17 protein-coding genes and 1 other RNA gene are annotated in these 25,181 nt (G+C 71.9%); 10 read left to right on the top strand and 8 right to left on the bottom strand.

Going from position 1 to position 25,181, the window contains the following annotated elements; genetic code table 11:
• Positions 1-142 precede the first annotated feature (142 nt).
• A complete protein-coding gene (locus WMF29_RS31800; protein ID WP_437323884.1) occupies positions 143-2,149 on the top strand; it encodes a zinc-ribbon domain-containing protein in 2,007 nt (668 codons plus the stop codon).
• Positions 2,146-3,411 (top strand): hypothetical protein, encoded by a 1,266-nt coding sequence (locus tag WMF29_RS31795; protein WP_437323883.1) that lies wholly within the window; start codon positions 2,146-2,148, stop codon positions 3,409-3,411. The genes WMF29_RS31800 and WMF29_RS31795 overlap by 4 nt, the downstream gene beginning before the upstream one ends.
• Before the next feature lie 91 nt (positions 3,412-3,502).
• On the opposite strand, the gene WMF29_RS31790 is transcribed toward WMF29_RS31795, so the two are convergent.
• The gene (locus WMF29_RS31790) at positions 3,503-5,746 is read right to left on the bottom strand and encodes an alkaline phosphatase D family protein (RefSeq protein WP_437323882.1); all 2,244 of its coding nucleotides are present in this window, start codon (positions 5,744-5,746) and stop codon (positions 3,503-3,505) included.
• A gap of 230 nt (positions 5,747-5,976) precedes the next feature.
• On the opposite strand from WMF29_RS31790, the gene WMF29_RS31785 reads away from it, so the two are divergent.
• From WMF29_RS31785 to WMF29_RS31770, 4 genes are all read left to right on the top strand, one after another.
• Positions 5,977-7,410, top strand: a complete 1,434-nt coding sequence (locus WMF29_RS31785; RefSeq protein WP_437323881.1) for a DUF6986 family protein — start codon at positions 5,977-5,979, stop codon at positions 7,408-7,410.
• A 56-nt stretch (positions 7,411-7,466) separates the two neighbouring features.
• On the top strand, positions 7,467-7,808 hold the full coding sequence (gene uraH / locus WMF29_RS31780; RefSeq protein ID WP_437323880.1) for a hydroxyisourate hydrolase: 342 nt from the start codon (positions 7,467-7,469) through the stop codon (positions 7,806-7,808).
• 241 nt (positions 7,809-8,049) lie between these two features.
• Complete coding sequence (locus WMF29_RS31775) at positions 8,050-9,267, top strand: formylglycine-generating enzyme family protein (RefSeq protein WP_437323879.1); 1,218 nt, start codon at positions 8,050-8,052, stop codon at positions 9,265-9,267.
• A gap of 602 nt (positions 9,268-9,869) precedes the next feature.
• A complete protein-coding gene (locus tag WMF29_RS31770) occupies positions 9,870-10,307 on the top strand; it encodes a CHRD domain-containing protein (protein ID WP_437323878.1) in 438 nt (145 codons plus the stop codon).
• Between the two features lie 96 nt (positions 10,308-10,403).
• Here WMF29_RS31770 and WMF29_RS31765 read toward each other — a convergent pair whose 3' ends face one another.
• The 3 genes from WMF29_RS31765 to WMF29_RS31755 all read right to left on the bottom strand — a co-directional run bounded on the left by WMF29_RS31765 (position 10,404) and on the right by WMF29_RS31755 (position 14,247).
• The gene (locus WMF29_RS31765) at positions 10,404-11,957 is read right to left on the bottom strand and encodes an allantoicase (protein WP_437323877.1); all 1,554 of its coding nucleotides are present in this window, start codon (positions 11,955-11,957) and stop codon (positions 10,404-10,406) included.
• Entirely contained in the window at positions 11,936-13,291 is a 1,356-nt protein-coding gene (gene allB, locus WMF29_RS31760; protein ID WP_437323876.1) for an allantoinase AllB, read from the bottom strand. The genes WMF29_RS31765 and allB overlap by 22 nt, the downstream gene beginning before the upstream one ends.
• A 74-nt stretch (positions 13,292-13,365) precedes the next feature.
• On the bottom strand, positions 13,366-14,247 hold the full coding sequence (locus WMF29_RS31755; RefSeq protein ID WP_437323875.1) for an MBL fold metallo-hydrolase: 882 nt from the start codon (positions 14,245-14,247) through the stop codon (positions 13,366-13,368).
• Between the two features lie 361 nt (positions 14,248-14,608).
• Here WMF29_RS31755 and WMF29_RS31750 point away from each other — a divergent pair, with 361 nt between their 5' ends.
• Together WMF29_RS31750 and WMF29_RS31745 are read left to right on the top strand one after the other, a co-directional pair.
• Positions 14,609-15,430: a DUF3025 domain-containing protein gene (locus WMF29_RS31750; RefSeq protein WP_437323874.1), complete on the top strand. Its 822-nt coding sequence runs from the start codon at positions 14,609-14,611 to the stop codon at positions 15,428-15,430.
• Between the two features lie 94 nt (positions 15,431-15,524).
• On the top strand, positions 15,525-16,229 hold the full coding sequence (locus tag WMF29_RS31745; RefSeq protein ID WP_437323873.1) for a glutathione S-transferase N-terminal domain-containing protein: 705 nt from the start codon (positions 15,525-15,527) through the stop codon (positions 16,227-16,229).
• 16 nt (positions 16,230-16,245) lie between these two features.
• Here the strand turns inward: WMF29_RS31745 and WMF29_RS31740 are convergent, their stop codons facing one another.
• Positions 16,246-17,052 carry a class I SAM-dependent methyltransferase gene (locus WMF29_RS31740; RefSeq protein ID WP_437323872.1) on the bottom strand — a complete coding sequence of 269 codons (807 nt, stop codon included), beginning with the start codon at positions 17,050-17,052 and terminating at the stop codon, positions 16,246-16,248.
• A 117-nt stretch (positions 17,053-17,169) separates the two neighbouring features.
• Entirely contained in the window at positions 17,170-20,937 is a 3,768-nt protein-coding gene (gene metH / locus WMF29_RS31735; protein WP_437323871.1) for a methionine synthase, read from the bottom strand.
• 585 nt (positions 20,938-21,522) lie between these two features.
• Here metH and erpA point away from each other — a divergent pair.
• Together erpA and WMF29_RS31725 are read left to right on the top strand one after the other, a co-directional pair.
• Positions 21,523-21,846, top strand: coding sequence for an iron-sulfur cluster insertion protein ErpA (erpA, locus tag WMF29_RS31730; protein WP_272094801.1), 324 nt, complete (start codon positions 21,523-21,525; stop codon positions 21,844-21,846).
• Between the two features lie 446 nt (positions 21,847-22,292).
• Positions 22,293-23,144 (top strand): sigma-70 family RNA polymerase sigma factor, encoded by an 852-nt coding sequence (locus tag WMF29_RS31725; protein WP_012238497.1) that lies wholly within the window; start codon positions 22,293-22,295, stop codon positions 23,142-23,144.
• Positions 23,145-23,210: 66 nt separating this feature from the next.
• Here the strand turns inward: WMF29_RS31725 and rnpB are convergent.
• An RNA gene (rnpB, locus tag WMF29_RS31720) (RNase P RNA component class A) lies at positions 23,211-23,675 on the bottom strand.
• Between the two features lie 594 nt (positions 23,676-24,269).
• Positions 24,270-25,127 (bottom strand): pyrroline-5-carboxylate reductase, encoded by an 858-nt coding sequence (proC, locus tag WMF29_RS31715; protein WP_437323870.1) that lies wholly within the window; start codon positions 25,125-25,127, stop codon positions 24,270-24,272.
• Positions 25,128-25,181 lie beyond the last annotated feature (54 nt).

The raw sequence follows: 25,181 nt of genomic DNA, 5'->3' as shown, positions 1-25,181 counted from the left end.
TTGCGCTGTGCGCCCGCTCCGGCGCCGCGCGGGGCGTGCTTGCGCGCTTTTTGACGGCATTTCTGGCTGCCGGCGAGGCGCCGCACGCCGGCCGCTGCGCCCGGAGCCTGACCGCGCCGCGGTTCCTCGCTACCATGGCGCCATGCACTGCCCGCACTGCGGGAGACCCGTACCCGAGGGCTCGATCGCGTGCCCGCACTGCGGCGCCGCGCTCGCGCCGCCGGGCGGAGCGGCCGGCTATTACGGCATGAAGCCCGCGGCCCGCACCATGGTCGGCGTCACGCTCCCCGACCTGCTCCGGCAGACGCCGTCCGCCCCGGCCGATCCGGGCGGCGCAGGCCCCGGCCAGGCCGCGTTGCCCCCCATGGCTGGCGCGCCGGGCGCCGCCTCGCGCACGATCGTCGGCATGCCCGCCGCGATCTTCGGCGCGGCGCCCGCGCCGGCGCCGGCCGATCCGCGCCTGTCCGGGGGCACGCTCGTCGTCGGGACCCCGGCTGCAGTGGCCCCGGGAGCGCGCCTCGACGTGCCCGCAGCGGCGGCCGCGCCGCTCCATGCAGCGGCGGCCGCGCCGCTCCACGCAGCGCCGGGCGAGCTGCGCCTCGACCACACCGTGCCGATCGCCCCGGGCCTCGCGGCGGCGCGCGGTCCGGTGCCGCTGCCCGCCGTGTCCCGGACGCTGGTCGGCGTCGCCCGGCCGGGCATCGCGCCGCTCGCGCCCGGCGCCCCGGCCGATCCCGAGCCCGATCCCGAGCTCGACTCCCGCTACCAGCCGGCCGGAGAGCTCGGCGCCACGATCGCGCCGGCGCGCTTCCGCGCCCCTCCGCTGCAGAACCCGGCGCTCATGCGCCCTCATCGCCTGAAGCATCGGCTCCCGCCGCCGAAGGGCGAGCGGCGCCCGCGCACGTCGCGCCGGGCCGTCGCCGTCGTCGTCGCGGGCGGCGTGCTCGCGCTCGGCGCTGTCCTGTTCGCGCTCCTCTGGCCGAGCGCGCCCCCGGTGACCGCGCGCGCCCGCGCCGACGCCGGGGGCCGCGAGGTCATCGAGCTCCGGTGCGACAGCTGTCCTGACGGCACGGCGGTCTCCATCGGCGAGGGGCGCGCGACCACGGCCGGCCGCGTCGCGCAGATCCCGCTCGCGAGCCCGCTCTCGGTCGGCGAGAACCGGATGAAGGTCGCCATCGACCGCCCCGGCAGCGGGCGCGACGAGACGGTCGGCGTCTCCATCCACGTCGCCTACCGGATCCGGCCCGACCTCGGCACGCTGCAAGGGGAGCGGCCCTCGATCCAGGTCGTGGTCGAGGCGAGCAAGGGCACGCAGGTGATCCTCGACGGCAAGGAGGTCGCGCTCACGAGCGGCCGGGCCATCGAGTCGATCGACGTCACCGACGCGGTCGAGGGGCCCTCGGACGAGACGAAGACGCTGAGCCGGCAGGTGCCGTACACGGTCACGCCGCCCGACGGCCCGCGCGAGCAGGGCATGGTCAGCGTCGCGGTCGGCATCGTCCCGCTCACCATCGAGGCGCCCGGCCCGAGCGTGGTCATCGACAAGGAGAGCTTCGTGCTCGCCGGGCGCACGGCCCGCGGCGCGCAGATCTTCGCCGGCGCGCACCCGATCGCGGTTCGCCCCGACGGCACCTTCGCGCACGTGATGAACTTCTCGTCCGTGGGCGCGACCCAGTTCGAGGTGCGCGCGAAGATGCAGGGGATGGCGCCGCGCATCGCGAAGCTCGCCGTGCGCCGCGTCGACCGGCTCGACACCGCCGCGAAGGAGTTCGCCGGCCGCGGCCCGATCGGGTACGCCGAGCTCGCCGCCGGCGGGAAGGACCACATCGGCAAGCCGATCGCGCTGACCGGTGAGGTCGTCGAGGTGCGCCGGCAGGGATACTCGACGCTGATCCTGCTCTCGATCCCGCCCGCGTCCGGCTGCGCGGGCGGGAAGGAGGGCGGCGCGGCCGCCGCGAGCGCGAGCCCGGGCGCCGCGCCGCGCGCTCCGGAGGCGTGCAAGGTCCGCCTCGTCCACGGCGCCGACAACCCCGCCCAGCGCGGGGACATCCTCACCGCCTACGGCAGCGTCGCGCCGCCGTTCGTCGCGCCGGGCGGCGCCGAGATCCCCGAGGTGCAGGTCGAGTTCACCGTGAAGGGCGGCCGATGAGCGCCGCGCGCACCACGGCGCCCGGCCCGCGAAGGCCGCGTCGCGCCCGGACGGCGGGCCTCGCCGCGGCCGGGCTCCTGCTCTCCGCTGCGGCGCCGCTCGCCTTCGCCGACGCCGTCGACACGAGCCGGCCGCACACGATCGTGGTCGGCGCGCCCCGCGGCTTCGCGCCCAGCGAGCGGCTCGACGCGCGCCGCACGGGCCGCTCCTCCGCGCGGCTGCCCTTCCCGGCGCGCGAGGCGTGGCGAAGGCAGCTCCGCGGCGGGATCGACGCCGCGCCGCTCGTGGACGCCGCGGGCGACCTCCTCCTCACGTTGACGGTCCCGGAGGTCGTCAAGCTCGGCGCGGACGGCCGGGAGCGCTGGCGCGTGCGCATCGGCGACAGCGCGCCGCTCGCGCCTGCCGTGCTCACGAGCGACGGCACCCTCGCGCTGATCACCTCGTCCGGCGTCGCCGTCGGGCTCACGCCTGCGGGGAGCGTGCGCTTCGCCGTCCCCCTCGGTCTCCGCGGGCGCGACGCCGACGTGACGCCGCTCGCGCTCGACGACGGCGGGCTCGTGGCGGCCCTGGGGCGCTCCCTCGTCGAGCTCGCCGCGGACGGGACCGTGCGCGCCCGCGCCGAGATCGCGGATCGCGCGACGGGCGCCTTGCTCGCGGGCCCTGAAGGCACGCTCGTGACCACCGAGTCGGGCGCGGTGCTGACCTGGCGTCCACCCGGGGCGCCGCGGCGGCTCGGCTCTCTCGGCGGCGTGCCTCGCCGCGGCGCGGCCCTCGCCGACGCCCGCACGCTGCTCGCGGTCGTCGACGCCCGCCGCCTGGTCGCGCTGGATCTGCCGACCGGGACCGCCGGGGTCCGCGCCGGCGCGGCCTTCAGCGCGCTCGACGGGCCGCCCGCCATCGGCGCCGGGGGCGTGGCAGTGGTCCTGTCGACGACCGGCCTGCTCCTCGGGGTCAACGCGTCGGGCGACCTGGCGTTCCGGGTCGCGATCGACAGGCCTCCGGGCGCCCAGCCCGCCGACGGCGGGCTCTCCGGCCTCTTCGGCGCGGGGGACGCGAAGCCGAGCCCGCCGATCGTCCTCGATCGCACCGGCCGCGTCGGCTTCGTGCGTGCGGGCGGGCGCGCCGGCGTCGTCGAGGCGGACGGCAACGTCTCCATCGCGGCCGAGCGCGTCTGCTCCGCGCCGGTCGCCGTCGTCCCTGCCGGCGAGGAGCGGATGGCGATCGCCTGCCGTGACGGCACCGTGGTGATGCTGGCGCGCTAGCGCCAGCCGTCGCACATGGCCAGGGCTGAGCGCCGCCGGCCGAGATGGCCGGCAGCATCTGCCGACGATCCTGGCCGGTGGCTCCTGCGTCCTAGCTCGCGGTGGCCGGGATCCACTGCTTCCAGGTGCCCTTGTCGTCCCAGTACAGCTCGGACTCGGCCGCCACCGTCTTGTACCGCGTGATCGTGATCTGCTCGTCGAGCGCTGCCGCTTGAGCCTCCTCGTACAGGGGCGCGGCGAGCGCGTCTTCGGGGATCATGTGCATGCTCACGACGAACTCGTCGGCATTCGCCTCGACGATACAGAACCCGTTGCTCGTGGAGTTGCTGAAGGCGAGGTGCGGATTGGCCGTCTTCATGCTGCCGTCGATGTCCTCCGCCTCCGCCTTCAGGACGTCTTTCAGCGTCGGATGGCTCGCCAGCTGCTTCGTCAGCACCGAGCGGTACGTGGCCGACGAGATCGCGGAGCCGCCGAACTCCACGATCTTGGCCGCGGACGTGGCGCCCTCCACAGCGGGCGTTCCGGCGAGGAAGGCGCCGAGATCGCCGGTGATCGACACCACGTTGCCCTCGACCCCGGCGAGCATCTCGATGAGCTCGTTCCGCTCCTCGCGGAAGCCGTCCCAGCCATCGCAGTTCAGGTAGAAGTGCCGGGTGAACGACTCCTGGTCGGGCTCCGCGGGCTCCGTGGTGTGGGCGACGGTGAGCTGTGAAAGGCGGTATTCGTTCCCCCATACCTTCCAGGTGCTCTTCGAGTCCTCCATCGTTTTCTGGAACCAGGCTCTCTGCGCTTCGCCCATGACCTCGGCCTTGGCGGCGAGCGTCGAGTAGGGATCGAAGGCGTCCTTGATCACGAAGTAGCGCGACCCGAACGCGCTGTAATAGTCCGTCTTTCCGAGATCGGCGTAGGCGAACCCGCTCTGCATGAAGGCGAGCTCACTCGGCGGGATGGGGGGAATCGGCTCCTCCCCTTGCTCGGCCTTGTGCTCGTTCAGCTTCACCACGATCTCGTCGACGACCTTGGCGCTGACGGGGCGGGGCTCGCCCTGGGCGAAACCGAGGTTCGGGTCGAATCCGAACAGGACCGCGGCCTCGTCCAGCGCCCTCTTGTAGGTCATCACCCAGTTGTCCTCGTTGATGTCCAGGATGTAGCGGCTCGTATAGGGCAGCAAGCTTGTCAAGCTGTCCACGATTTGCTCCTCCTGAACGACGACCTTTCCTGGAAAGGCGTCCTCCGGGATCAGGTGATCCGCCCGGTAGGAGCGGAGATCCGTCATCACGAGGTGGACGTGCTTCCCGAACGAGAAGTCCCGGTAGATGGTGATATCGTCCGGGTACTCGACCGCGCTGTCGTAGCGGAAGTCGTCGCCCTTCGGATCGTTCGGGTATTCGGCCGGCATGTACTCGAACCAGGCCTGGTTCGCCGCCTTGCGCCGGTCCTCGTCCGTCTCCGGCTCTCGGCCGTCCAGATAGGCCGCCGTCGCGCCGTGGCAATCGTCGGAGAACTCGTGATCGCCCCAGACAGCGATCATGGGAAAGAGCTCGTGCACCCTCTGCAGCGCCCGGTCGGACCGGTACGTCTTGTAGAGCTCCCGGTAATTGCTCAGCGACTTGGCTGCGTGGTACGCCGCGCCCTCCGCCGGCTGGAAGGCGATGGCGCCGTCCACGTCGGAGAACGAGATGCTGCGCTGTCCCGGGGCGGCCTGGAGGCTCGGGTTCCCGGTCGTCTCGTAGATGTAGCCCCCGAGGTGGACGACGAAGTCGAGCTCCTCTTTCGCCAGGGCCACATAAGCGTTGTAATAGCGACCGATGTAGTCCTGGCCGGAAACGAACGCGAAGCGCACCGGCACGTCCGCGTCGAGGGCGGGCGCCGTCCGCGTCCGGCCGACGCGCGAGCTGACGCAGCCGTCTCCTGTCATGTAGTAGAAGCGGTAATAGTACGTGGTGCCGGGGCTCAGGCCGTTCACCTTGATCTTGACGCAGTGATCGAACTCCGCCCGGGCGGTCACGCGGAGCTGCGTGCTGCCCGACCCCACCGTGGCCACGTTGTCGGAGCTCGGGTTGAGCACCACGAGCTGCGTGAACTCCTCGTCGAGCGCGACCACGAGCGCCAGGGTGAGATCCGACTGCGGATGCTTGCGATCGACGAGCCGGGTCCACAGCACGACGCTATCGTGCCTCGGATCGCCGGAGGCCACCGACTGCGGGAAGAACCGGTCATCCTCGTGCACGTCGCAGATGCCGATGGGGTCCCCATCATCGGAGCAGGCCGTCGGCACGACCACCGAACCAGCGGTCACCAGGGTCGCGCGAAGAAAGTCTCGGCGTCTCATCATCGATTCAAGTCCTCCAACGACGGATACACCCCGAGCGCTGCGCGCGCAACGGCGGCCGCCGCCCTCGCCAGCGCCGCCGTCCTCGCCGGCGCCGCCGCGCGCGGCGCTCCTCGCGCTCGCTCGAGCGGCGCGGGTCGCAGCATGGCGCCTCGTCGCGAGGAGCGCGAGCGCCGCTTGACGTGCCGAGTCAGGCGGCATCTCGTGTGCACCCACCCTGCTGAAAGCACACCATGTTCCAGACGAGCCTCTCCTCCGAAGCGCTGCGCGGCGCGCTCTCGCGCCTCCCCAGCGGGCGCTCTGTCTTCGACCACACCGGCGCGCGCCAGCCGGTCCACACCGTCTACGGCGGCGCCCACCTGTTCAAGGCCGACACGGCACGGAAGCTCGGGGCGGTGGCGCTCCGCGCCGTCGAGGAGCACGCGCCCGACTTCGCGGCCTTCGCGCGGGCGATCGGCCTTCCGGGGGCCGAGGGGCTCCCGGAGGGGCGCGCCGACGCCCTCGCGCTCGCGGCCGCGATCGAGGCGGGCGGAGGCGCGGCCGAGAGCGCCTCCGGGGCTGCGCGGCTCGCGCACGCGGTGCACGCGCGCGTGCTCGACAAGCTCTGCCGTGAGCCCGTGGAGGACCTGCGCATCGATTTCGAGGACGGTTACGGCGTGCGCCCCGGGCACGAGGAGGACGCGCACGCCGCGGCCGCGGCGCGCGAGGTCGCCCTCGGCATGGCCGCGCGCAGCCTGCCTCCGTTCCTCGGGATCAGGATCAAGCCGCTCGGCGACGGGTGCGCCGAGCGGAGCCTGAGGACGCTCGACGTCTTCCTCTCCGCGCTCGTCGCCGCGTCGGGCGGCGCGCTCCCGCCCGCCTTCGCGGTGACGCTGCCGAAGGTGGTCGCGCCCGAGCAGGTCTCCGCCCTGGCCGACGCCCTCGACGCGCTCGAGGGCGCGCTGCAGCTGCCGGCCGGCTCGATCCGGATCGAGCTGATGGTCGAGACGCCGGCGTCGATCCTCGGCCCGCGCGGGGAGGTCGCGCTGCCCGGGCTGGTCGAGGCGGCCCGCGGGCGGTGCGTGGCGGCGCACTTCGGCGCCTACGACTACACGGCGAGCTGCGAGATCACGGCCGCCCATCAGCACCTCGCCCACCCGGCGTGCGATTTCGCGCGGCACGTGATGCAGGTCGCGCTGGCCGGCTCGGGGCTCTGGCTCTCCGACGGCGCGAGCAACCTCCTGCCCGTCGGCCCGCACCGCGCGCGCCCCGGCGGCGCGCCGCTCACGCCGCAGCAGAGCGAGGAGAACCGCCGCGCGGTCGTGGGCGCGTGGCGGCTGAAGTACGGGCAGGTCCGCCGCGCGCTCGAGAGCGGCTACTACCAGGGCTGGGACCTCCACCCCGCGGAGCTGCCGGTCCGCTACGCCGCCACGTACGCGTTCTTCCTCGAGGGCGTCGATGCGGCCGCCGCGCGGCTGCGGAGCTTCGTCGAGCGGGCCGCCCAGGCGACCGTCGCCGGGACGGTGTTCGACGACGCCGCGACGGGGCAGGGGCTCCTGGGCTTCTTCCTGCGCGCGATCGGCGCGGGGGCGATGACGGAGGGCGAGGCGGCGGAGAGGACCGGCCTCACGCCGGACGAGCTCAGGGGCCGATCCTTTCAAGCCATCGTGGCGCGCCGGAGCGCGTGATACGAGAGCACCGGAATGGACCGCACCGCGGAGGGCCCGAGCGGCGAGGAGGACCGATGAGCGCGATCACGACGCACGTACTGGACACGTCACGGGGCTGCCCGGCGAGCGGCGTGCTCGTGGTGCTGGAGGTCGGCGACGGCGGCGGCTTCCGGGAGGTCGGACGGGGCACGACCGACGGCGACGGCCGGCAGAAGGGGCTGCTGCCGCCCGGCGAAAGGCTCCTCCAGGGCTGCTACCGTCTCACCTTCCACACAGGCGCCTATTACGCGGCGCTCGGAGGCGAGAGCTTCTATCCCACGGTGTCGATCCTCTTCGAGATCCGGGACCCGGCGCAGCACCATCACGTCCCGCTGCTGCTCAGCCCTCACGGCTACACCACGTACCGCGGCAGCTGAGCGCGCATCCGCGCGAGAGCGCCGTCCCGCGCGGCGAGCGGGACGCGTGCGCCTGCCGTCCGTGGTGCGCCCGGAGGCGCCGCGAGGGCGACGGTCCGGCGGAGCGAAGGCGGTGTCCCACATGATACGATGGGGGGTGCCCCGCGGTGGGCGACTGTGAGGGTGAACGGTGGGCGCTCTACGAACTCGTTCGGGTGAAGCTCGGGATCGCCGGCGCTGTGCCGGCTGGCTGGCCGTCGTGATGGCAGCGCTCGGGCCGGGGTGCGAGCAGAAGGTGCGGAGCTTCGTCGATGGCGACGGAGGCGCTGGCGCCGCCGGCGGTGGAGCAGGTGGGTCGGGCACGGCGGTCGGCGGTGGCGAGGCTGGCAGCAGCGCGACAGGTGGCGGTGCGACCGGCGGCGGCGGCGCAACGGGTGGCGGCGCGGCGGGTGGCGGCGAGGCCGGCGGCGCAGCGGCTGGCGGCGGCGAGGCCGGCGGCGGCGGTGATGCAGGCGGGGGCGGGGGGACCCCTCTCGAGTGTTCTCCCGACGAGGCGCGGTGCGCCGGCGATCTCATCGAGGTGTGCGGCAGCGACGGGCGGTGGGCTCTCGCGGGTTGCGCCGGCTGGTGCGGCGCGGGCCGGTGCATCCTGCCGCCGAGCTGCCGCCTGGGCGAGACCGGGGCGGGCGAGACCTGCGGGCCGGATCGGAGCCAGCCCTGCTGCGCGAGCCTGCGCGTTCCGGGCGGCCGGTACGACCGGAGCAACGACGCGGCGTATCCCGCGGAGGTGAGCGAGCTGCGCCTGGATCGCTACGAGGTCACCGTCGGACGGTTCCGCAAGTTCGTCGAGGCGTATCCCGCGAGCCGACCCGCAGCCGGCGCTGGAGCTCACCCGGCCATCGTGCGGAGCGGCTGGGACGCGGCGTGGGACTCCCGTCTGCCCGCGAGCCAGGCCGCGCTGAAGGAAGACTTGAAGTGCAACCCGGGATTGCACTCGTGGACTGACGACGTGGGCGGGAACGAGCTCAAGCCGATCAGCTGCGTGAGCTGGTTCGTCGCGTTCGCCTTCTGCGCCTGGGACGGCGGGCGGCTCCCGACAGAGGCGGAGTGGAACTACGCGTCGGCTGGCGGGAGCGAGCAGCGGGTGTATCCGTGGGGCAACGCGTTTCCGAACTCGACCTACGCCGTGTTCGACGTCGCGGGCAGCGCCGTCGTCGGATCGAGATCGCCGAGGGGTGATGGCCGGTGGGGGCAGGCCGACCTCGCGGGGAACGTGTGGGAGTGGACCCTGGACTTCGAGGGGACGTACCCCGAGCCGTGCCGTGATTGCGCGAACGTCGAGCGCGGCTCCGCGCGGGTGATCCGCGGCGGCAGCTGGTGGCAGCCTGAAGCGGCGGACCTCTCCTCTCGCTTGCGGACCGGCTGGGACCCGACCGATGTGACGGACGCGCTCGGCGTGCGCTGCGCCAGGAAGCTGTAGCGCACGCCGCCCTTCGTGGGGTTGGCGCGCGCCGGGGAACGGGCGAACGGCCGCCGTTCAGGGAGAGATGAGGTAGATGACCGAGAAGGCCACGACGAGCGTCGTGAACGCGAGCGCGATGAGCTTGGGCATGGTCCAGTCGTCGTTGTCGGTCTTCGAGATCTCTGTGCTCATCGTGTGCCTCCGCCGTGCTCTCCGCGCGCCTCGCGCGCGTCCGTCTCCTGGCAGAAGGCGGACTCGTCGTCAACCCTGACCCCCCCGCCCGCGACGGACCGGGCGTGCTCATGCGGATGCCTCCGCCGCTGCTCTTGGCCGCGCCCGTGGCCTGTCCGCCCGCGTGGAGCAGCGGCCGTCTTGCCACCTCCGGCAGGCGACGCCGGCTCCCCGCGTCGTGTGCTGATCCGGGTCCGGGTCCGCTGTCCGCCGCAATCTCTCTCCAGCGCGCTTCGGCGATCGGCGCGAGTCGCCGTGTCCGTCGCGGCCCCCTCGCCGCTGCCGCGATCGGCCGACGTGCGGGGCGGCTCGCGGCGCGTGGGCGGCGTCGTCCTTGCTCTTCGTGGCGCCCTCGAACCGCGCATCCCCGCGATGTGCAGGAGGGAGACATGCAGCACCTCAAGATGCTCGCGCTGGGCGCCGTCCTGCTCGCGACGGCGCTGGCGCGCGCGGCGTTGCCTGAGCGCCCGGTCCCCTCGCTCACGGCGGCGCTCACGGGGCAAGACGAAGTGCCCGGCCCCGGCGATCCGAAGGGGAGCGGCACGGCCCGCGTCACGCTCGATCTCGACCGCGGCGAGATCTGCTTCGACCTCGCGGTGGCCGGCATCGCGCCGGCGACCGCGGCGCGCATCCACGAGGGCCCCATCGGCCGCGCGGGCCGCGGGATCATCACGCTGATGCCGCCGACCGGCGGCAGCTCCAACGGCTGCGTGAGCGCGACGCGCGACGAGCTGAGCGCGTTGCTCGATGATCCGGAGAGGTATTACGTCGCCGTGCGCACCGCCGATTTCCCCGACGGCGCGCTGCGAGGCCAGCTCTCGCGCTGAGCGCCCCACGCTCGGACGCCGATCGCCCGGACACCCGATGCGCCGGCGCTCCCATCGCCCGACGCGCTCCCGCCTCGGGGGCCGCGCCCCGGGGCTCTATCCGCCCCACAGGAGCTTCTTCAGCCGGATCGCCGTGATCTTCCGCTGCTCGTCCGCGGCGATGGGCAGCTCCTGCTCCGGCGTGTGCTCGAGCCGCGCGCGCAGCGCCTCCAGCATCTCGTCCGCGCTCTTCCCTGTGGCGCAGACGATGTAGATGAACCCGAACTTCTCGTCATAGACGCGGTTCAAGCGCGCGAGCGCCTCCCGCGTCTCCTGCGCCGCGGCGCTCATCCCCGCCTGTTCCTGGCTGGAGAAGCGCCTCGCCGTCGCGCTCGCCTCCGCGGCCTCCGCCTGGGGCCTGGTCTCTCCGATGCGGGGGTGCGCGCGGAACGCCTCCAGCCAGTCCTCCGGCGCGAGCCGCGCAAAGGCCTGCCCCGCCGCCGCGGAGAGGTGTTCCTCGTCGCGAAACGGCCGCGCCGCCGCCATCTGCGACGCCCACGCCGGCGAGCCGCACGCCACCCGGAGCTCCGCCTCGGCCTCCGGCTCCGTGAGCGCGTTGAGCCAGCGGAGCCGCTGCTCGGCCGCCCCGCTCCGGGTCGCCTTGCCGAAGATGCGGAGCCGGCTCACGCCGCCGTCAGGATAGATGTTCAGGCGCACGTGCGTGAACGGCCCCGCCGCGCGGAGCTCTTCCTCGAAGAGATGACGCGTGTGCGCCTGGAGCTTCGTCCGCGGCACGATCTCCCGCCACTCGCCCGCGCCGGCGAGCTCCGCCGCGGAGCGCCCCGCCGCGTCGATCCCCTCGATCATGCAGCTGTCGGGGTAATTGCCCTTGAAGTGGTTCGTGTCGACCTCGATCCGCGCGATCTCGCCCTGAGCCGCGAGCGCCAGGAGCGCCCAGTCGTACCCGGGCCCCCTCCGGCGCCGCGTCTCCCAGCCCTCTCCCATGTTCGCCGCCCGGCCGGGCATGATGAGGTTGTGGCGCACCCCGAAGAACATGTCGCTGCACGAGAGCACGCGCCCGCCGTTCTCCGCGGCGGCGAGGTCGATCTCCGCGCCCGGGCGATCGAGGCGGCGAACGTCGGAGAGGGCGTCGCCATGCACCCGGAGCCGCGCCACCCCGCCATCCGGGTAGATGTTCAGGCGGAGGTGCGTGAACCGCGAAGCGCAGCTCAGCTCGAACGCGTTCTGCGAGTCGCCGGCCAGCGGCGAGCGCGGAAGGATCTCGACCCAGCGCGTCCGTGGATCGAGCAAGTCCTCGACCCGCGCGTCGGGCCGCGCCGCGCACGCCTCGATGGAGCAGTGCTCGGGGTAATTGCCCCGGAAGAACGCCGTATCGACGATGACCCCGCGGATGATCCCTGGCAGCCCCAGCCGGACGAGGCACCAGTCGAACCCGGGAGTCCTGCGCCTGCGCGTCTCCCAGCCATCCATCCACTTCCCGCGATCCGTGTACTCGTGCTCGAGGAACACCGCTTTCCCTGCCTTGAGCAGGTTCTCCTTCGGCGCGAAGAACTCGTCGTTCGCCGCGAGCACCGCCCCGCCCAGGCGCTCCGAGGCCAGATCGAGCGCCTCGGTGAACGCCGGCCCCGTCACCCCTCTCGCTTCAGCCATCGCCCTCTCGCCTCCGCGGGGAAGCTCCCGCGCTCATAGACCTTCTCGCCGCGAAGGTAGGTGGTCTGGACGACGCCGTGGAGCTCCTCGCCGGCGTAGGGCGTCACCTTGTGCCGGTGCTGGAGGATCGGCGGCTCCACCCGGAAGCTCGCGTCGGGATCCCAGATCACCAGATCGGCGTCGAAGCCTCGCGCGATCTCCCCCTTGCGGCGCAATCCGGCGAGCCTCGCGGGCCCGCGACACAGCCAGTCCGCGAGCCGCTCGAGCGGGATGCCCCGGCGGCGGGCGTCGGTCCAGACGATCGACAGGCCGAGCTGCAGGCTCGAAATCCCGCCCCACGCGGCGTCGAAGTCGCCGGCTTCGAGCCGCTTGAGCTCGGGGGTGCACGGGGAGTGATCGGAGACGACGAAATCGATGAGGCCGCCCGCGAGCGCGGCCCAGAGCTCCTCGCGGTTCTGCCGCTCCCGGATCGGCGGAGCGCACTTGAAGGGCGTCGCGCCGTCCGGGATCTCCTCGGCGGCGAAGTGCAGGTAGTGCGGCGTCGTCTCGGCGGACAGCGCGGCGCCGCCGTCGCGCGCCCTCCGCAGGATGTCGAGCGCCGTGGCCGACGAGAGGTGGACCACGTGCGCCGCCGCGCCCGTCGCCTGGCAGAGCGACGCGAGCAGGGCGATCGCCTGGTCCTCCGCCTCGCGCGGGCGCGAGCGCAGGTAGGCGGCGTACGTGCGCGGATCCAGGCCGGCGATCGCCGCGCGCGCCGCGTCGATGGGGCCGGGGAGCTCGGCGTGGACGAGCAGCGGCGCCCCCGTGCCCGCGAGCACCTCGAGCGCCGCCCTGAGGTCCGCCTCGGCGACGTGGCCGAACTCCGCCACGCCCGAGTCGACCATGAAGCACTTGAAGCCGAGCGCGCCGGCCTCGAGCAGCGGGACCAGCTCTCCCGCGTTGCCCGGGACGGCGCCGCCCCAGAAGCCCACGTCGACGACGCACCGGCCCTCCGCCGCGCGCGCCTTCTTCTCCAGGTGCGCGACCGTTGTCGTCGGCGGGATGCTGTTGAGGGGCATGTCGACGAGCGACGTGACGCCGCCCGCGGCCGCCGCGCGCGTCGCCGTCTCGAAGCCCTCCCATTCGGTCCGCCCGGGCTCGTTGATGTGCACGTGCGCGTCGACCAGCCCGGGCATCACCGCCGCGCCCTGAGCGTCGACGACGGGGCAGCCCTCGGGCAGCTCGTCGTAGCCGGCGACGGAGACGATGGTGCCGCCCTGGATGTGCACCGAGGCCGGCCGCACGGCGCCCCCGGTGACCACCCGCAACCCGCGAACGATGAGGTCCGGCGTCATCAGGGACGCGATCGTACCACGGCGCCCGGCGGACCGAGGCGGGCCGCTCGCCGAAGCGCGCGCCAGTCCGCGCGTCACGCCATCTTCATGCGATCGATGAGCTCGGCGAGCTCGGCGCGCATGGCGTCCTCGGAGGGAGCGCGGTACCGGCGGAGGTGGCCGGGCAGGACCCACGTGAACCGGTGCTGGAGGAGGCGCTCCATCGAGCGGATCTGCTCCGCCCAGGAATACCAGCAGACATCGCGCGACGCGATGAGTCGCCCGAGCTCGCCGGAGAAGAAGAGATGATCCCCGGTGAAGAGGTATCGGTCCCGGAAGAGGAGCGCGACGCTGCCCCGCGTGTGGCCCGGGACGGGGATCAAGGTGAGATCGGGCGCGAGGGCCACGGGGTCGAGCCCCCTGATCTTCACCTCGGCGAGCGCTGTTCCGTCGTCGACGTCGCTCTCGTGGATCACGCGATCACACCCGAATGTGTCGCGGAAGATCCGGTGATCGGCGACGTCGTCGCGGTGGGTGAGCACCAGGGTCCGGATGCCGCCGAGCTCGCGGATGCGCTTCATGAGGGGCCTGGCGGCGCGGGGCGAGTCGACGAGCACGTTGCCCTCGGGTCGCCGGATGAGGTAGCTCGCCGCGCCAAAGGAGGACGACGAGGTATAGCCGCAATAATAGACATCCTCGTTGATCGGCTCGGGGAAGGCGAAGGTGGCGGCCGCCATTCCAGCCGCCGGTGCGGCGGTGCCGATGGAGGCGGTCGGACACGACACAAGCGCCATGGCCGCGCGGAGGTGCTCGTCCGGCGTCGTGGGCTGGCGAGCGACGATGCTCTGCTCGAAGGCGGGCGCGCGCGTGAACACCGAGGGGGCGAGCTGGCGGCATACGTCGCAGTCGATGCACGACCGGTCGACGAAGTAATCGCCGGGGGCGTTCTCTGGCAGTCGGTCCTCGAGGCGAGCCATCTCGTTATCTCAGGATGACACGCGGACGGCGGGCGTGGGGGCAGATCCGTCGCAACCACGTCTACAGCGAACAGCCATCACTCCAGCATCACTCCAGGCGTGGCGCGAGGCCTCGTTGCGTGATGGCTGCGTGATGGCGAGCATGGATATCCCGGGAAACCGGGTGAGTTGAAACAGGGAGTCTCGGGATACCGGCGCCTTGCTGTCCAGCTCCGTGCGCTCGGTCCACCGCGGGCCTGCCGGGCGGCTGGGCGGCCCGGGTCCCGGCGCGTGGCCGCCGCCTCGCGCTCGGCGCGTCCCGGCGCCGCCTTGCCTTGCGCGCAGCTTGAGCTCTCGCCGCGCTGCTCCTACCCTGCGTCGCGTGAGCGCCGCCGACCGAGCTGCGCCGCACTCGAGCGGCGCGCCAGGGAGCACCCCCGCTCCCTGGGAGCCGCTCTTCTACGAGAAGAGCCGGCTCTACTGGCCCATCCGCCCCCTGGCCGAGGCGTTCGCGGGGTGCGCCGGCTGGCCGCCTGTCGAGGACTACAACCGGGCGCTCGGCGAGGGGTTCCCCGTGCGCTTTGCGGAGCAAAAGCCGCGGCCTCGTCGGCGCGGGCGGCGCGGGCCCGTCGACCCCTCGGCGCTCTACGACGCGCGCATCCACGTCGAGGGCTGCGTGCCCACGCGTCCGAGGAACTGGCACGACTTCCTCAACATGCTGGTGTGGGCCGCCTTCCCGCGCGCGAAGGCCGAGCTCCACGCGCGCCAGCACCGGGCGATCGCCGCGCGCCTCCATCCAGGCGCGGAGGCGCTCCCTCCGGCGCGCACGCGCGAGCTGGATGGTCTCGCGCTCCTCGACGAAGGCGGGCTCCTGCTGCTCGCCGACACGCGCGCGGCGCCCCTCCTCGGCGACGGTTCCGATCTGCAGCGCTGCGCCGACGAGGTGCGGGACGCCGTGCAGCGGGGCGAGGCCGCGGCGCTCGTCTTCGGCCATGCGTTGTACGAGAGCCTCCTCCAGCGCGGGCCGATGGTCCACGCGATGGTGCAGCCCATCCCGTGCGACGGACCGCTGCCCGCCGCGCCGGCCGCGCTCGTGGCGCTGGCCGACGCGCGCCTCGGCGACGTGCTGCGGTCGCCCGACAGCTTCTCGCGCCCGGAGCGCAGCCCGCGCCTCCCCCTGGACGAGCGCGTCCTGTGCCGGTGATGGTAAGTGACGGCCGCGGCCGGCGGACGACGGCGCCCTGAGCGTGCGAGGGGCTTGCAGCGGCGCGCAGCTCGACCGGAAGATGGCCGCCGCCATGACAGCGATCCGACTCTACGATCTCCAGGTGCGGGACGACCGCCGGCCGAGCCCCTTTTGCTGGCGGACCAAGTACGCGCTGGCCCACAAGGGCCTCCGGTTCGACACCGTGCCGATCGGGCTCACGGACATCCCAGCGATCGAGGGCGGCGCGCACAAGACTGTGCCGATCATCGAGGATAGCGGAAAGACAGTCTCCGACTCCTGGGCGATCGCGGACCACCTCGACAAGGCTTATCCCGACCGGCTGCGTCTCTTCGCCTCGCCGGCCGAGCGTGAGCTCTGTCGCTTCGTGGAGGCCAGCCTGTTCGTCAGCGCCGGCAGGTCGCTTCTGATGAGTTATGTGAAGGACATCCACGACCACGCCCACGAGCGAGATCGCGCCTACTTCCGGCAGACCCGGGAGAAGCTGCTCGGCTCCACGCTGGAGGAGCTCGCCAGCGGGCGCGCGGCGCGGCTCGACGCGGCGCGAGCCGGCTTCGATTCGGTCCGGCTCACGCTCAAGGGGGGCGCGCCGTTCCTCGCGGGGGCGAACCCTGGCTATGCGGACTACATCGTCGCGGGCCTCCTGCTCTGGGTGGGGTCCATCGCCACCGCCCCCTTCCTCAAAGCCGACGATCCCCTCCTCGTGTGGCTCGGCCGCGTCCAGGACCTCTACGGCGGCCTCGGCCGGACGAGCCCGCTGAACGCGATCGCCGCCTGAAGGCGGCGCCCCGCTCTCAGGGGCGCCGTCGCGCCGCGAGCGCATAGACGAGCGGCAGTCGGCGCTCGAACTTCTTCATGCGGAACTCCCCTGGCGGTCCTTCCACCATGTCCGGAAAGATGTCGTAGGGCGACCAGTCGAGCTCGCGCAGGCGCTCCAGCGTGAGGCCCGCGTCGAGGAGCGCTGACACCACCGTCCCGATCCCGTGGTTGAACCCGACCTCCTTCAGCGTCACGGGCGCGCTCCTGTCGGCGTACGTGCCTGTCTCCTCGGTGACGATCGGCTCCCCGTGGCCGTCATATGCATAGGCGATCTGCTCGAACGCATTGTCGAAGGTCCACACGAGAGGGTGGAACTCGACGAGGTGCAGGACGCCCCCCGGCTTCAGGCACGCCGCGGCCGCGCGCGCCCAGCGCTTCATGTCCGGGAGCCAGCCGAGGACGCCGTACGAGGTGAAGACGATATCGAACGTCTCGCCGCCGAGGGCCTCGGGAGCGTCGTAGACGTTGGCCTCGACGAAGCGCGCTTCCACCGAGAGCTCCTGCGCCAGCGCGCGCGCCGCCGTGATGGCCTCGTCGGAGAGGTCCAGCCCGGTGACACGGGCGCCCAGCCGCGCCCAGGAGAGCGTGTCCTGCCCGAAATGGCACTGCAGGTGGAGCAGCGTCTTTCCGCGCACATCGCCGACCTGCTCGAGCTCGATCGGCTTGAGAGAGCTCGCTCCGGCCCGGAACGAGGCCAGATCGTAGAATTTGGACGCCAGGTGCACGCGGGTGCGCGCGTTCCAGGCGGCGCGGTTCAGCGCAAACCAGTCGGCTTCGGACATGGGGATGTTGTTATCACAAGGCACGTCGCGCGGTCTGCGTCGGATTGCTGCCACGCTCGGACGCCGCCCGTGCGCTGGAACGCGCGCCCCTGGGCTCATCGCCGCCTACGTCGGTCGTCACGCCGCCACGACGGCGCTCACCTCATCGACAGCGGCCTTCGGGTCATACCCCAGGTTCGGCGACAGCCACCGTTCCACCTCCTCGACCGTCATCCCCTTGCGCTTCGCGTAGTCCGCGACCTGATCCCTGCCGAGGCGCCCCACCATGAAATACCGCGCCTTCGGGTGCGCGAGGTAGATGCCGCTGACGCTCGCCGCCGGCGTCATCGCGCAGCTCTCCGTCAGCTCGATGCCGACCGACGGCGCGTCGAGCAGCGCGAACAGCTTGCGCTTCTCGGTGTGATCCGGGCACGCCGGGTACCCGAACGCCGGCCGGATCCCCCGGTACTTCTCCTCGATGAGCTCCTCGCTCGTCAGCGTCTCTCCCGCGCCGTACCCCCAGTCCTTGCGCGCGCGCTCGTGGAGCAGCTCGGCGAACGCCTCCGCGAGCCGGTCCGCCAGCGCCTTCGCGATGATCGCGCTGTAGTCGTCCTTGTCCTTCTCGTACGCGCGCACGATCTCGTCGAGCCCGAGCCCGGCCGTCACCGCGAACGCGCCGACGTGATCGGCGAGCCCGCTCTCCCGCGGCGCCACGAAGTCGGCGAGCGACAGGTGCGGCCTCACCCCGCCCGCGGCCTTGTCGCCGCCGTCTCCGTCCTCCTCGGCGCCGCCCTGCCCCTTCACCTGCTGCTGGCGCAGCATGTTGAACCGGAGCAGCTCCCGCGCCCTCGCCTCGTCCGCGTAGAGCACGATGTCCCGCTGCTCGCCGCTCGCCGGCCAGAAGCCGTAGACGCCCCGCGCCGTGAGCAACCGGCCATCGATGATCCGCTGCAGCACCTTCTGCGCGTGATCGAACAGCTCGCGCGCCGCCTCGCCGTACTGCGGGTGCTCCAGGATCTGCGGGAACGGCCCCCTGAGCTCCCATGCGGTGAAGAAGAACGTCCAGTCGATGTACCTCGCGACCTCCGTGAGCGGCACCTCCACGACGCGGCGCCCCGTGAACGACGGCCTCGCGATGTCCTCCGGCCGCCACGCGAGCTCGAGCCGCCCCCTGTCCGCCGCCGCGAGCGTCACGAGCGGCTTCGCCCGCTTCCTCGCGAAGAGCTCGCGCAGCCGGGCCTGCTCCTCCCGGTTCTGCGCGTCGAAGGCAGGCCGGTTCGCCCGATCGAGCAGGCTCGACACCACGCCCACGGCCCGCGACGCGTCGAGCACGTGCACCACCGTCCCGCTGAACTCCGGCGCGATCTTCACCGCCGTGTGCTGCCGGCTCGTCGTCGCCCCGCCGATGAGCAGCGGCAGCCGGATTCCCCGGCGCTCCATCTCGCGCGCCACGCTGACCATCTCGTCGAGCGACGGCGTGATGAGGCCGCTCAGCCCGATCATGTCGGCGTTCTCGCGGAGCGCCGCCTCCAGGATCCTGTCCTGGTGCACCATCACGCCGAGGTCGATCACCTCGTAGTTGTTGCACCCGAGCACCACGCCCACGATGTTCTTGCCGATGTCGTGCACGTCGCCCTTCACGGTCGCCATCACGACCTTCCCCTGCGACGACGAGCCCCCGGCGGCCTTCTCGGCCTCCATGAACGGCAGGAGGTGCGCGACGGCGCGCTTCATCACGCGGGCGCTCTTCACCACCTGCGGCAGGAACATCTTCCCGGCGCCGAACAGCTCGCCGACGATCTTCATCCCGTCCATCAGCGGCCCCTCGATGATGGAGAGCGGCTTGTCGTACTTCCTCCGCGCCTCCTCCACGTCCGCCTCGATGAAGTCGACGAGCCCCTTCACGAGCGCGTGCGACAGCCGCTCCTCGACCGGGCCGTCGCGCCAGGCGAGGTCGAGCTCTTTCTTTTTGCCCTTGCCCTTCACCTGCTCGGCGAGCTCGACGAGCCGCTCGGTCGCGTCCGGGCGCCGGTTGAAGAGGACGTCCTCCACCCGCTCGAGCAGGTCCCTCGGGATGTCCTCGTAGACCGCGAGCTGCCCCGCGTTCACGATGCCCATGTCCATTCCGGCGCGGATCGCGTGGAACAGAAAGGCCGAGTGCATCGCCTCGCGGACGACGTTGTTCCCGCGGAACGAGAACGACAGGTTCGACACGCCGCCGCTCACGCGGGCCCCCGGGCAGGTCGCCTTGATGATCCGCGTCGCCTCGATGAAGCTCTTCGCGAAGTCGCTGTGCTCCTCGATGCCGGTCGCGATGGCGAGGATGTTCGGGTCGAAGACGATGTCCTGCGGATCGAAGCCCGCTTCCTCGGTGAGCAGCCTGTACGCGCGCTGGCAGATCGCGACCTTGCGCTCCACCGTCTCGGCCTGGCCGATCTCGTCGAAGGCCATCACCACGACCCCCGCCCCGTAGCGCCGCACGGCGCGCGCCTTCTCGAGGAAGTCCTCGGGCCCCTCCTTGAGGCTTATCGAGTTGACGATCCCCTTGCCCTGGATGCACTTGAGCCCCGCCTCGATGACCGACCACTTCGAGCTGTCGACCATGACCGGGATGCGGGCGATCTCGGGCTCGGTGGCGACGAGGTTGAGGAAGGTCGTCATCGCCTGCTCGGAGTCGAGCATGCCCTCGTCCATGTTCACGTCGAGGATGTTCGCCCCGCCGCGCACCTGATCGAGCGCCACCTCCAGCGCGGTCGTGAAGTCGCCCTTCTTGATGAGCTCCATGAACCGCGCCGAGCCGGTCACGTTGGTCCGCTCGCCGATCATCAGGAAGTTCGTGTCGGGCCGGATGACGAGCGTCTCCAGGCCGGCGAAGCGCCCGAAGCCGTCGCGCTCCGCGGGCACGGGCCGCGGCCGGAGCTCCGCCGTCGCCCGGGCGATCGCGCGGATGTGATCCGGCGTCGTCCCGCAGCAGCCGCCCACGATGTTCACGAGCCCGCTCTCCGCGAACTCCGCGAGCAGCCGCGACGTCGTCTCCGGGAGCTCGTCGTACTCGCCGAACGCGTTGGGGAGGCCCGCGTTCGGGTAGCAGCTCACCCGCGCCCGGGCGAGCTTCGCGAGATCCACGAGGTACGGCCGCATGTCGCTCGCGCCGAGGGCGCAGTTGAGGCCGACGCTGAGCGGGCTCGCGTGCTCCACGCTCGTCCAGAAGGCGTCGATCGTCTGGCCGGAGAGCGTCCTGCCGCTCCTGTCGGTGATCGTCACGCTGAGCAGGATCGGCAGGCGCCGCCCCCTCTCCGCGAAGACCTCCTCCATCGCGACGAGGCACGCCTTCATGTTCAGCGTGTCGAGGAACGTCTCCGCGAGGATCACGTCGACCCCCCCGTCGACGAGCCCGCGCACCTGCTCCGCGAACGCCCGCCGCAGCTCGTCGAAGCTGACGGCGCGGAACGACGGGTCGCTCACGCTCGGCGAGATCGACAGCGTCTTCGGCGTCGGCCCCATCGAGCCCGCGACGAAGCGCGGCTTGCCGGGCGTGCGCGCAGTCCACGCGTCGGCCGCCTGCCGGGCGATCTGGGCCGCTGTCAGGTTGATCTCGTAGGCGAGCGACTCGAGCCGGTAGTCGGCCTGGGCGATCGAGGTGCCCGTGAAGGTGTTCGTCTCGATGATGTCGGCGCCGGCGTCGAGGTACGCGCCGTGGATCTCGGAGATGACGTCCGGCCGCGTCAGCACGAGCAGATCGCTGTTGCCCTTGAGGTCGATCGCGTGATCGCGGAAGCGCTCGCCGCGGTAGTCGGCCTCGTCCAGGCGGTAGCGCTGGATCATCGTGCCCATCGCGCCGTCGAGGCACAGGATCCTGTGTTCGAGGATCTCTTCGATGCGCGCGGGGCGTTCGCTTCCGTTCATGACTCTGCTCATCTCCTGCGCTTCTTTCCCGTGGGTGCCGCGGCCGCAGGGCAGCCGTTCTGCTGCGAGGGCAGGGCGGCTCGGGGCCCGCCGTCGTCCGGCTTGCGGTCCGAGGGGCGGTCGAGGCCGGTCCCACGTGGCGGGTGTGGACCGAGATGTTTAATCTCTCAATCCGTATTAACAGATTGATCAATGCCGGGCCTGCCGGCCGGTGTCAAGCGTCGGCTGCGAGCGGGTGGCGGCGGCGGTCCTGGTAGCGGACTCATCTGTCGATGCTGCGACGCTGCTGGACGAGTGGCCCGGTGGTCGCGTCTGGGCGCACGAGCGGGGCGCACGGGCAGGGCGAACGGCGGGCTGGTGGCTCTCTCTGGACGAACGGGCGGCCAGGGCGCCGCCCGACGCCGCTCCGGCTGAGGCACTGGCGGACATCGCTGAAGGTGCGTATCCTTGGTGAGCTCTGAGCACCCCACCCAGGGCACGGCCGGCCGGGCTCACCGCACGGTTCGCCTTCCGGCGGGGCGAGCGCCCCGTCAGAGACAGGACCCGCCGTCCCCCGCCGACAAAGCACGCAGAGGAGATTCCAGGATGATCACGATCACGCAGAAGGCAGCCGAGAAGGTGATGGAGATCGCGACAGCGGAGGAGCTGCTGGGGCAGGGGTTGCGCCTGCGCGTCGTGGGCGGTGGGTGCGCCGGCTTCTCGTACGACCTGTACTTCGAGGACAAGCCCACGGAGTTCGACGAGGAGTTCGAGGACAGAGGAGTCAAGCTCTACATCGACCCGTTGAGCTTCCAGTACCTGGACGGCACGGAGATCGACTACGTGGAAGGCCTCCACGGCTCGGGCTTCAAGTTCAGCAACCCGTCGGTGAAGAGCACCTGCGGCTGCGGCTCCTCGTTCTCCGTCTGATTCCGTCAGATTCCGTCTGATCAGGCGCCCGCCCTCTTCGCGGGCGTCGCTTCCGTCTTGGCTCGCGCCGCTCGTCTCTGGAGCGGCCGACGCGAGATGCACACGGGCCGCGTGAGCGCGTCTGCCCGGAGCATCGCGGACTTCCTGGCTCTCTAGCGCCTCCGGTTTGGCTCGTCCCTCGCGCGGGCGAGCCTGAGGCGCATGCGCCAGCGCTTCGCAGCCATGGTGTACAAGCTGCCCGCCCGGGGCGGCATGCCAGCTGCATCGCAGCCTGGGTGGGCTGCTCTCTTCGGAATCTCGAACCAACCACTTCGGCGGCAAGTGCCGGCGAGGCGATCAACGCGATCGAGGTCCGGCCCCGGCCGACCTCGACAGCAGGAGCCGGGGTCCGGCGTCGGCCGGCCTCATCAACCGAACCGGGGTCTTCGGACCTCGAAGGAAACCCTGTGCAAACGTCCCGAGATCAGGCCAGCGCGGTTTCGCGCTACATCACGCATGTTCGGCAGATCCCGGAGCTGTCGCGCGAGGAAGAAGTCGAGCTCGCTCGACGGTGGCGGGACCACGGCGACGAGCAGGCCGCAGCCGCGCTCGCGCTCGCAAACCTGAGGCATGTTGTCTCGATAGCCATCAGCTACCGGCGTTACGGGATCCCGCTCGCCGATCTCATCGCCGAGGGGAACTTCGGGATCGTCCACGCGATCCGCAAGTACGACCCGGACCGCGGAAACCGCTTCGTGACCTACGCGGCCTACTGGATCCGGGCGTACATCCTGAACCACGTCATCCATTCCTGGAGCCTGGTCGGCGTGGGCTCGGGCCCGCTCCGCTCGAAGATGTTCTTCCGGTTGCGGCGGGAGCGGGCGCGCATCGCGGGCCTCGTGGGCGAGGGGGAGGAGGGGGATCGGCTGCTGGCCGAGAAGTTCGGGGCGCCCGCGGAGAAGGTGCTGGAGATGGCTCACCGGCTGGAGGCCCGGGACGTCTCGCTCGACACGAAGGTGTTCGAGGACGGCGCCCGGTCGCTTGTCGACACGCTGCCCGCGGACGATCAGGACCAGGAGGAGCGCTTCTCGCGCGCGGAGGAGGGGGCCCTGCTCCGGGAGCGGCTGACGCAGGCGGTGGAGAACCTGGACCCGCGCGAGCGGTACATCGTCGAGACCCGGATGATGGCGGATCCCGAGGAGGAGCTGTCGCTCGCCGAGATCGGGCGTCGCCTGGGCGTGTCGCGCGAGCGGGCTCGGCAGCTCGAGGCGCGCGCCAAGAAAAAGCTGCGCGACCGCCTCCAGCCGCTGGCAGCGTAGCGATTTGCCACAGGTGAGCGGCGGGCGAGCACAAAAGCACGAAGCCCCGCCGGGGCGGAGCTTCGTGGTCGCAGGAGACGTAAGCCGAGTTCTGTTGCGCGGGGAGTCGCCCCCCTCGCGCTGGCGATCATTCCTCTAGGACGCGCGTCGCCGCGCGCCTCAAGCAGCCAACCCGGAGGCCTGGGGCGGGCAACCCTTGCCGCGCCGGCTGTCGCCGTCGCGGACGCCTCCCTACGCGGCCTTGCTCCAGGTGGGGTTTGCCGTGCCGCCCTTGTTGCCAAGGGCGCGGTGGGCTCTTACCCCGCCGTTTCACCCTTGCCGCGCGGCGAGCCAGCGGAGGCTCGGAGCCCAGCCCATCCGGGCAGGAGGCTCCTTGCCCTCGCGAAGCGCGCGGCGCGGCGGTCTGTTCTCTGTTGCACTTTCCTCGAGATCGCTCTCACCGGGCGTTACCCGGCACCCTGCCCTGCGGAGCTCGGACTTTCCTCCCGCGGCCGGGTTTCCCCGTCCGCCGGCGATCGCCTGTCCCGCTGCGACGCGGCGAACATAGTCAAGAGCCGGCCGAACGCCAACACCTGAGGTCGGAGAACGGGCGGCGCGAGCCAGGGGGTGGAGCGCGCAGCGCGCGTGCGCGCGTCGTGGACCTCGGGGCACGTCACGGGCGCGACCTCGCAGAGCGCCTCGATCGCGGTACGCGGTATGCGGTACGACAGACATCGCCGCCGCTGGACCCGTCAACCCACCTCTGCAAGGAGAAGTCGTGTTATCGGCATGCCATGGAGTGTCTCGTCTCGTAGTTTCGAGGCCAAGCTCCGGCGGTGACACCGCGCGTGGTGCGGTCGACGGGGAGCGGAAGTACGGCTGAACGAGAGAGCGATATCTCGACGCGAGTCCACATCGATCGATCATGAGGATGCCCGGCGAACGTCGGCTCCGCGTGGTCGAACTCTCAGGAGGGGCGTGGGCGGGAGCGCTGTCGAGATCCTGGGTGAAACGCTCTTTGTGTGGCGTGCTTGCTCAGCGTGCCTCGTGGACACACCGCACTTCGACAGAGGTGCAAACGCTCCGCCTGGGGTTGCTCCCCTGCTCGTATCCAGCGATCAGGGACAGGCGCGCTCCCTGTCAGGTTCAGGTGCGGCGGAGCTTCTGCGCCATCTGGGCGCCCAGCTCGGCCGAGCGGTTGGACGCCGCCTCGACCGCGTCGATCAAGGTGCGGCGGAGGCCGCCTGCCTCCAGCGTGTGGAGCCCCGCGATGGCCGTGCCGCCGGGGCTCGTCACCATGTCCTTCAGGCGGCCCGGGTGCTCGCCGGTCTCGAGCTGGAGCTTGGCGGCGCCGTACACCGTCTGCGCCGCGAGCAGCAGCGCCGCGTCCCGGCCGAGGCCGACCTTCACGCCGCCGTCCGCGAGCGCCTCGATCATCAGCATGACGTAGGCGGGGCCGCTGCCCGACAGGCCGGTCACCGCGTCGAGCAGCGACTCGTCGAGAACGACGACGCGGCCGACCGCCTGGAACAGGGTCCGGGCGATCTCGACGTCCTCGCTCGTGGCGTGGCTCCCGGCGGCGATCGCCGTGGCGCCGGCGAGCGCGATCGCCGCGGTGTTCGGCATGCTGCGGATGACGCGCGCCCCCTCGGGCAGGCGCGCCTCGATGGCGTCGATCGGCACGCCGGCCGCCACCGAGATCACGACGTCCGAGCGGCCGAGCCCCGACGAGATGGGGGCGAGGATGCGATCGACGATCTGCGGCTTGACGGCGATGACGAGGACGTCGGCCCACTGGCAGAGCGCCTCGTTGTCCTCGGTGGTCTCGATGCCGTAACGCCCGCGGAGAAACGAGAGCCGCTCGCCCTTGAGATCGCTCGCGCGGATCTGCTCCGCGCCCACGGCGCCCCCCTGGACGAGGCCGCGGATGAGCGCCTCCGCCATGTTTCCGCCGCCAAGAAACCCGATCTTGCGCCCTCGCAGCAGACCCTCATCGCTCGCCATCGCTCGCCTCTCCTCCAGGAGAGCGCACCCTAGCAGCCTTGCCGAGCTCGCGGC

It is taken from the genome of Sorangium sp. So ce381 (assembly GCF_051473845.1).
Taxonomy (GTDB): Bacteria; Myxococcota_A; Polyangia; order Polyangiales; family Polyangiaceae; genus Sorangium; species Sorangium atrum.
This window is presented reverse-complemented; position numbering and strand designations above follow the sequence as displayed.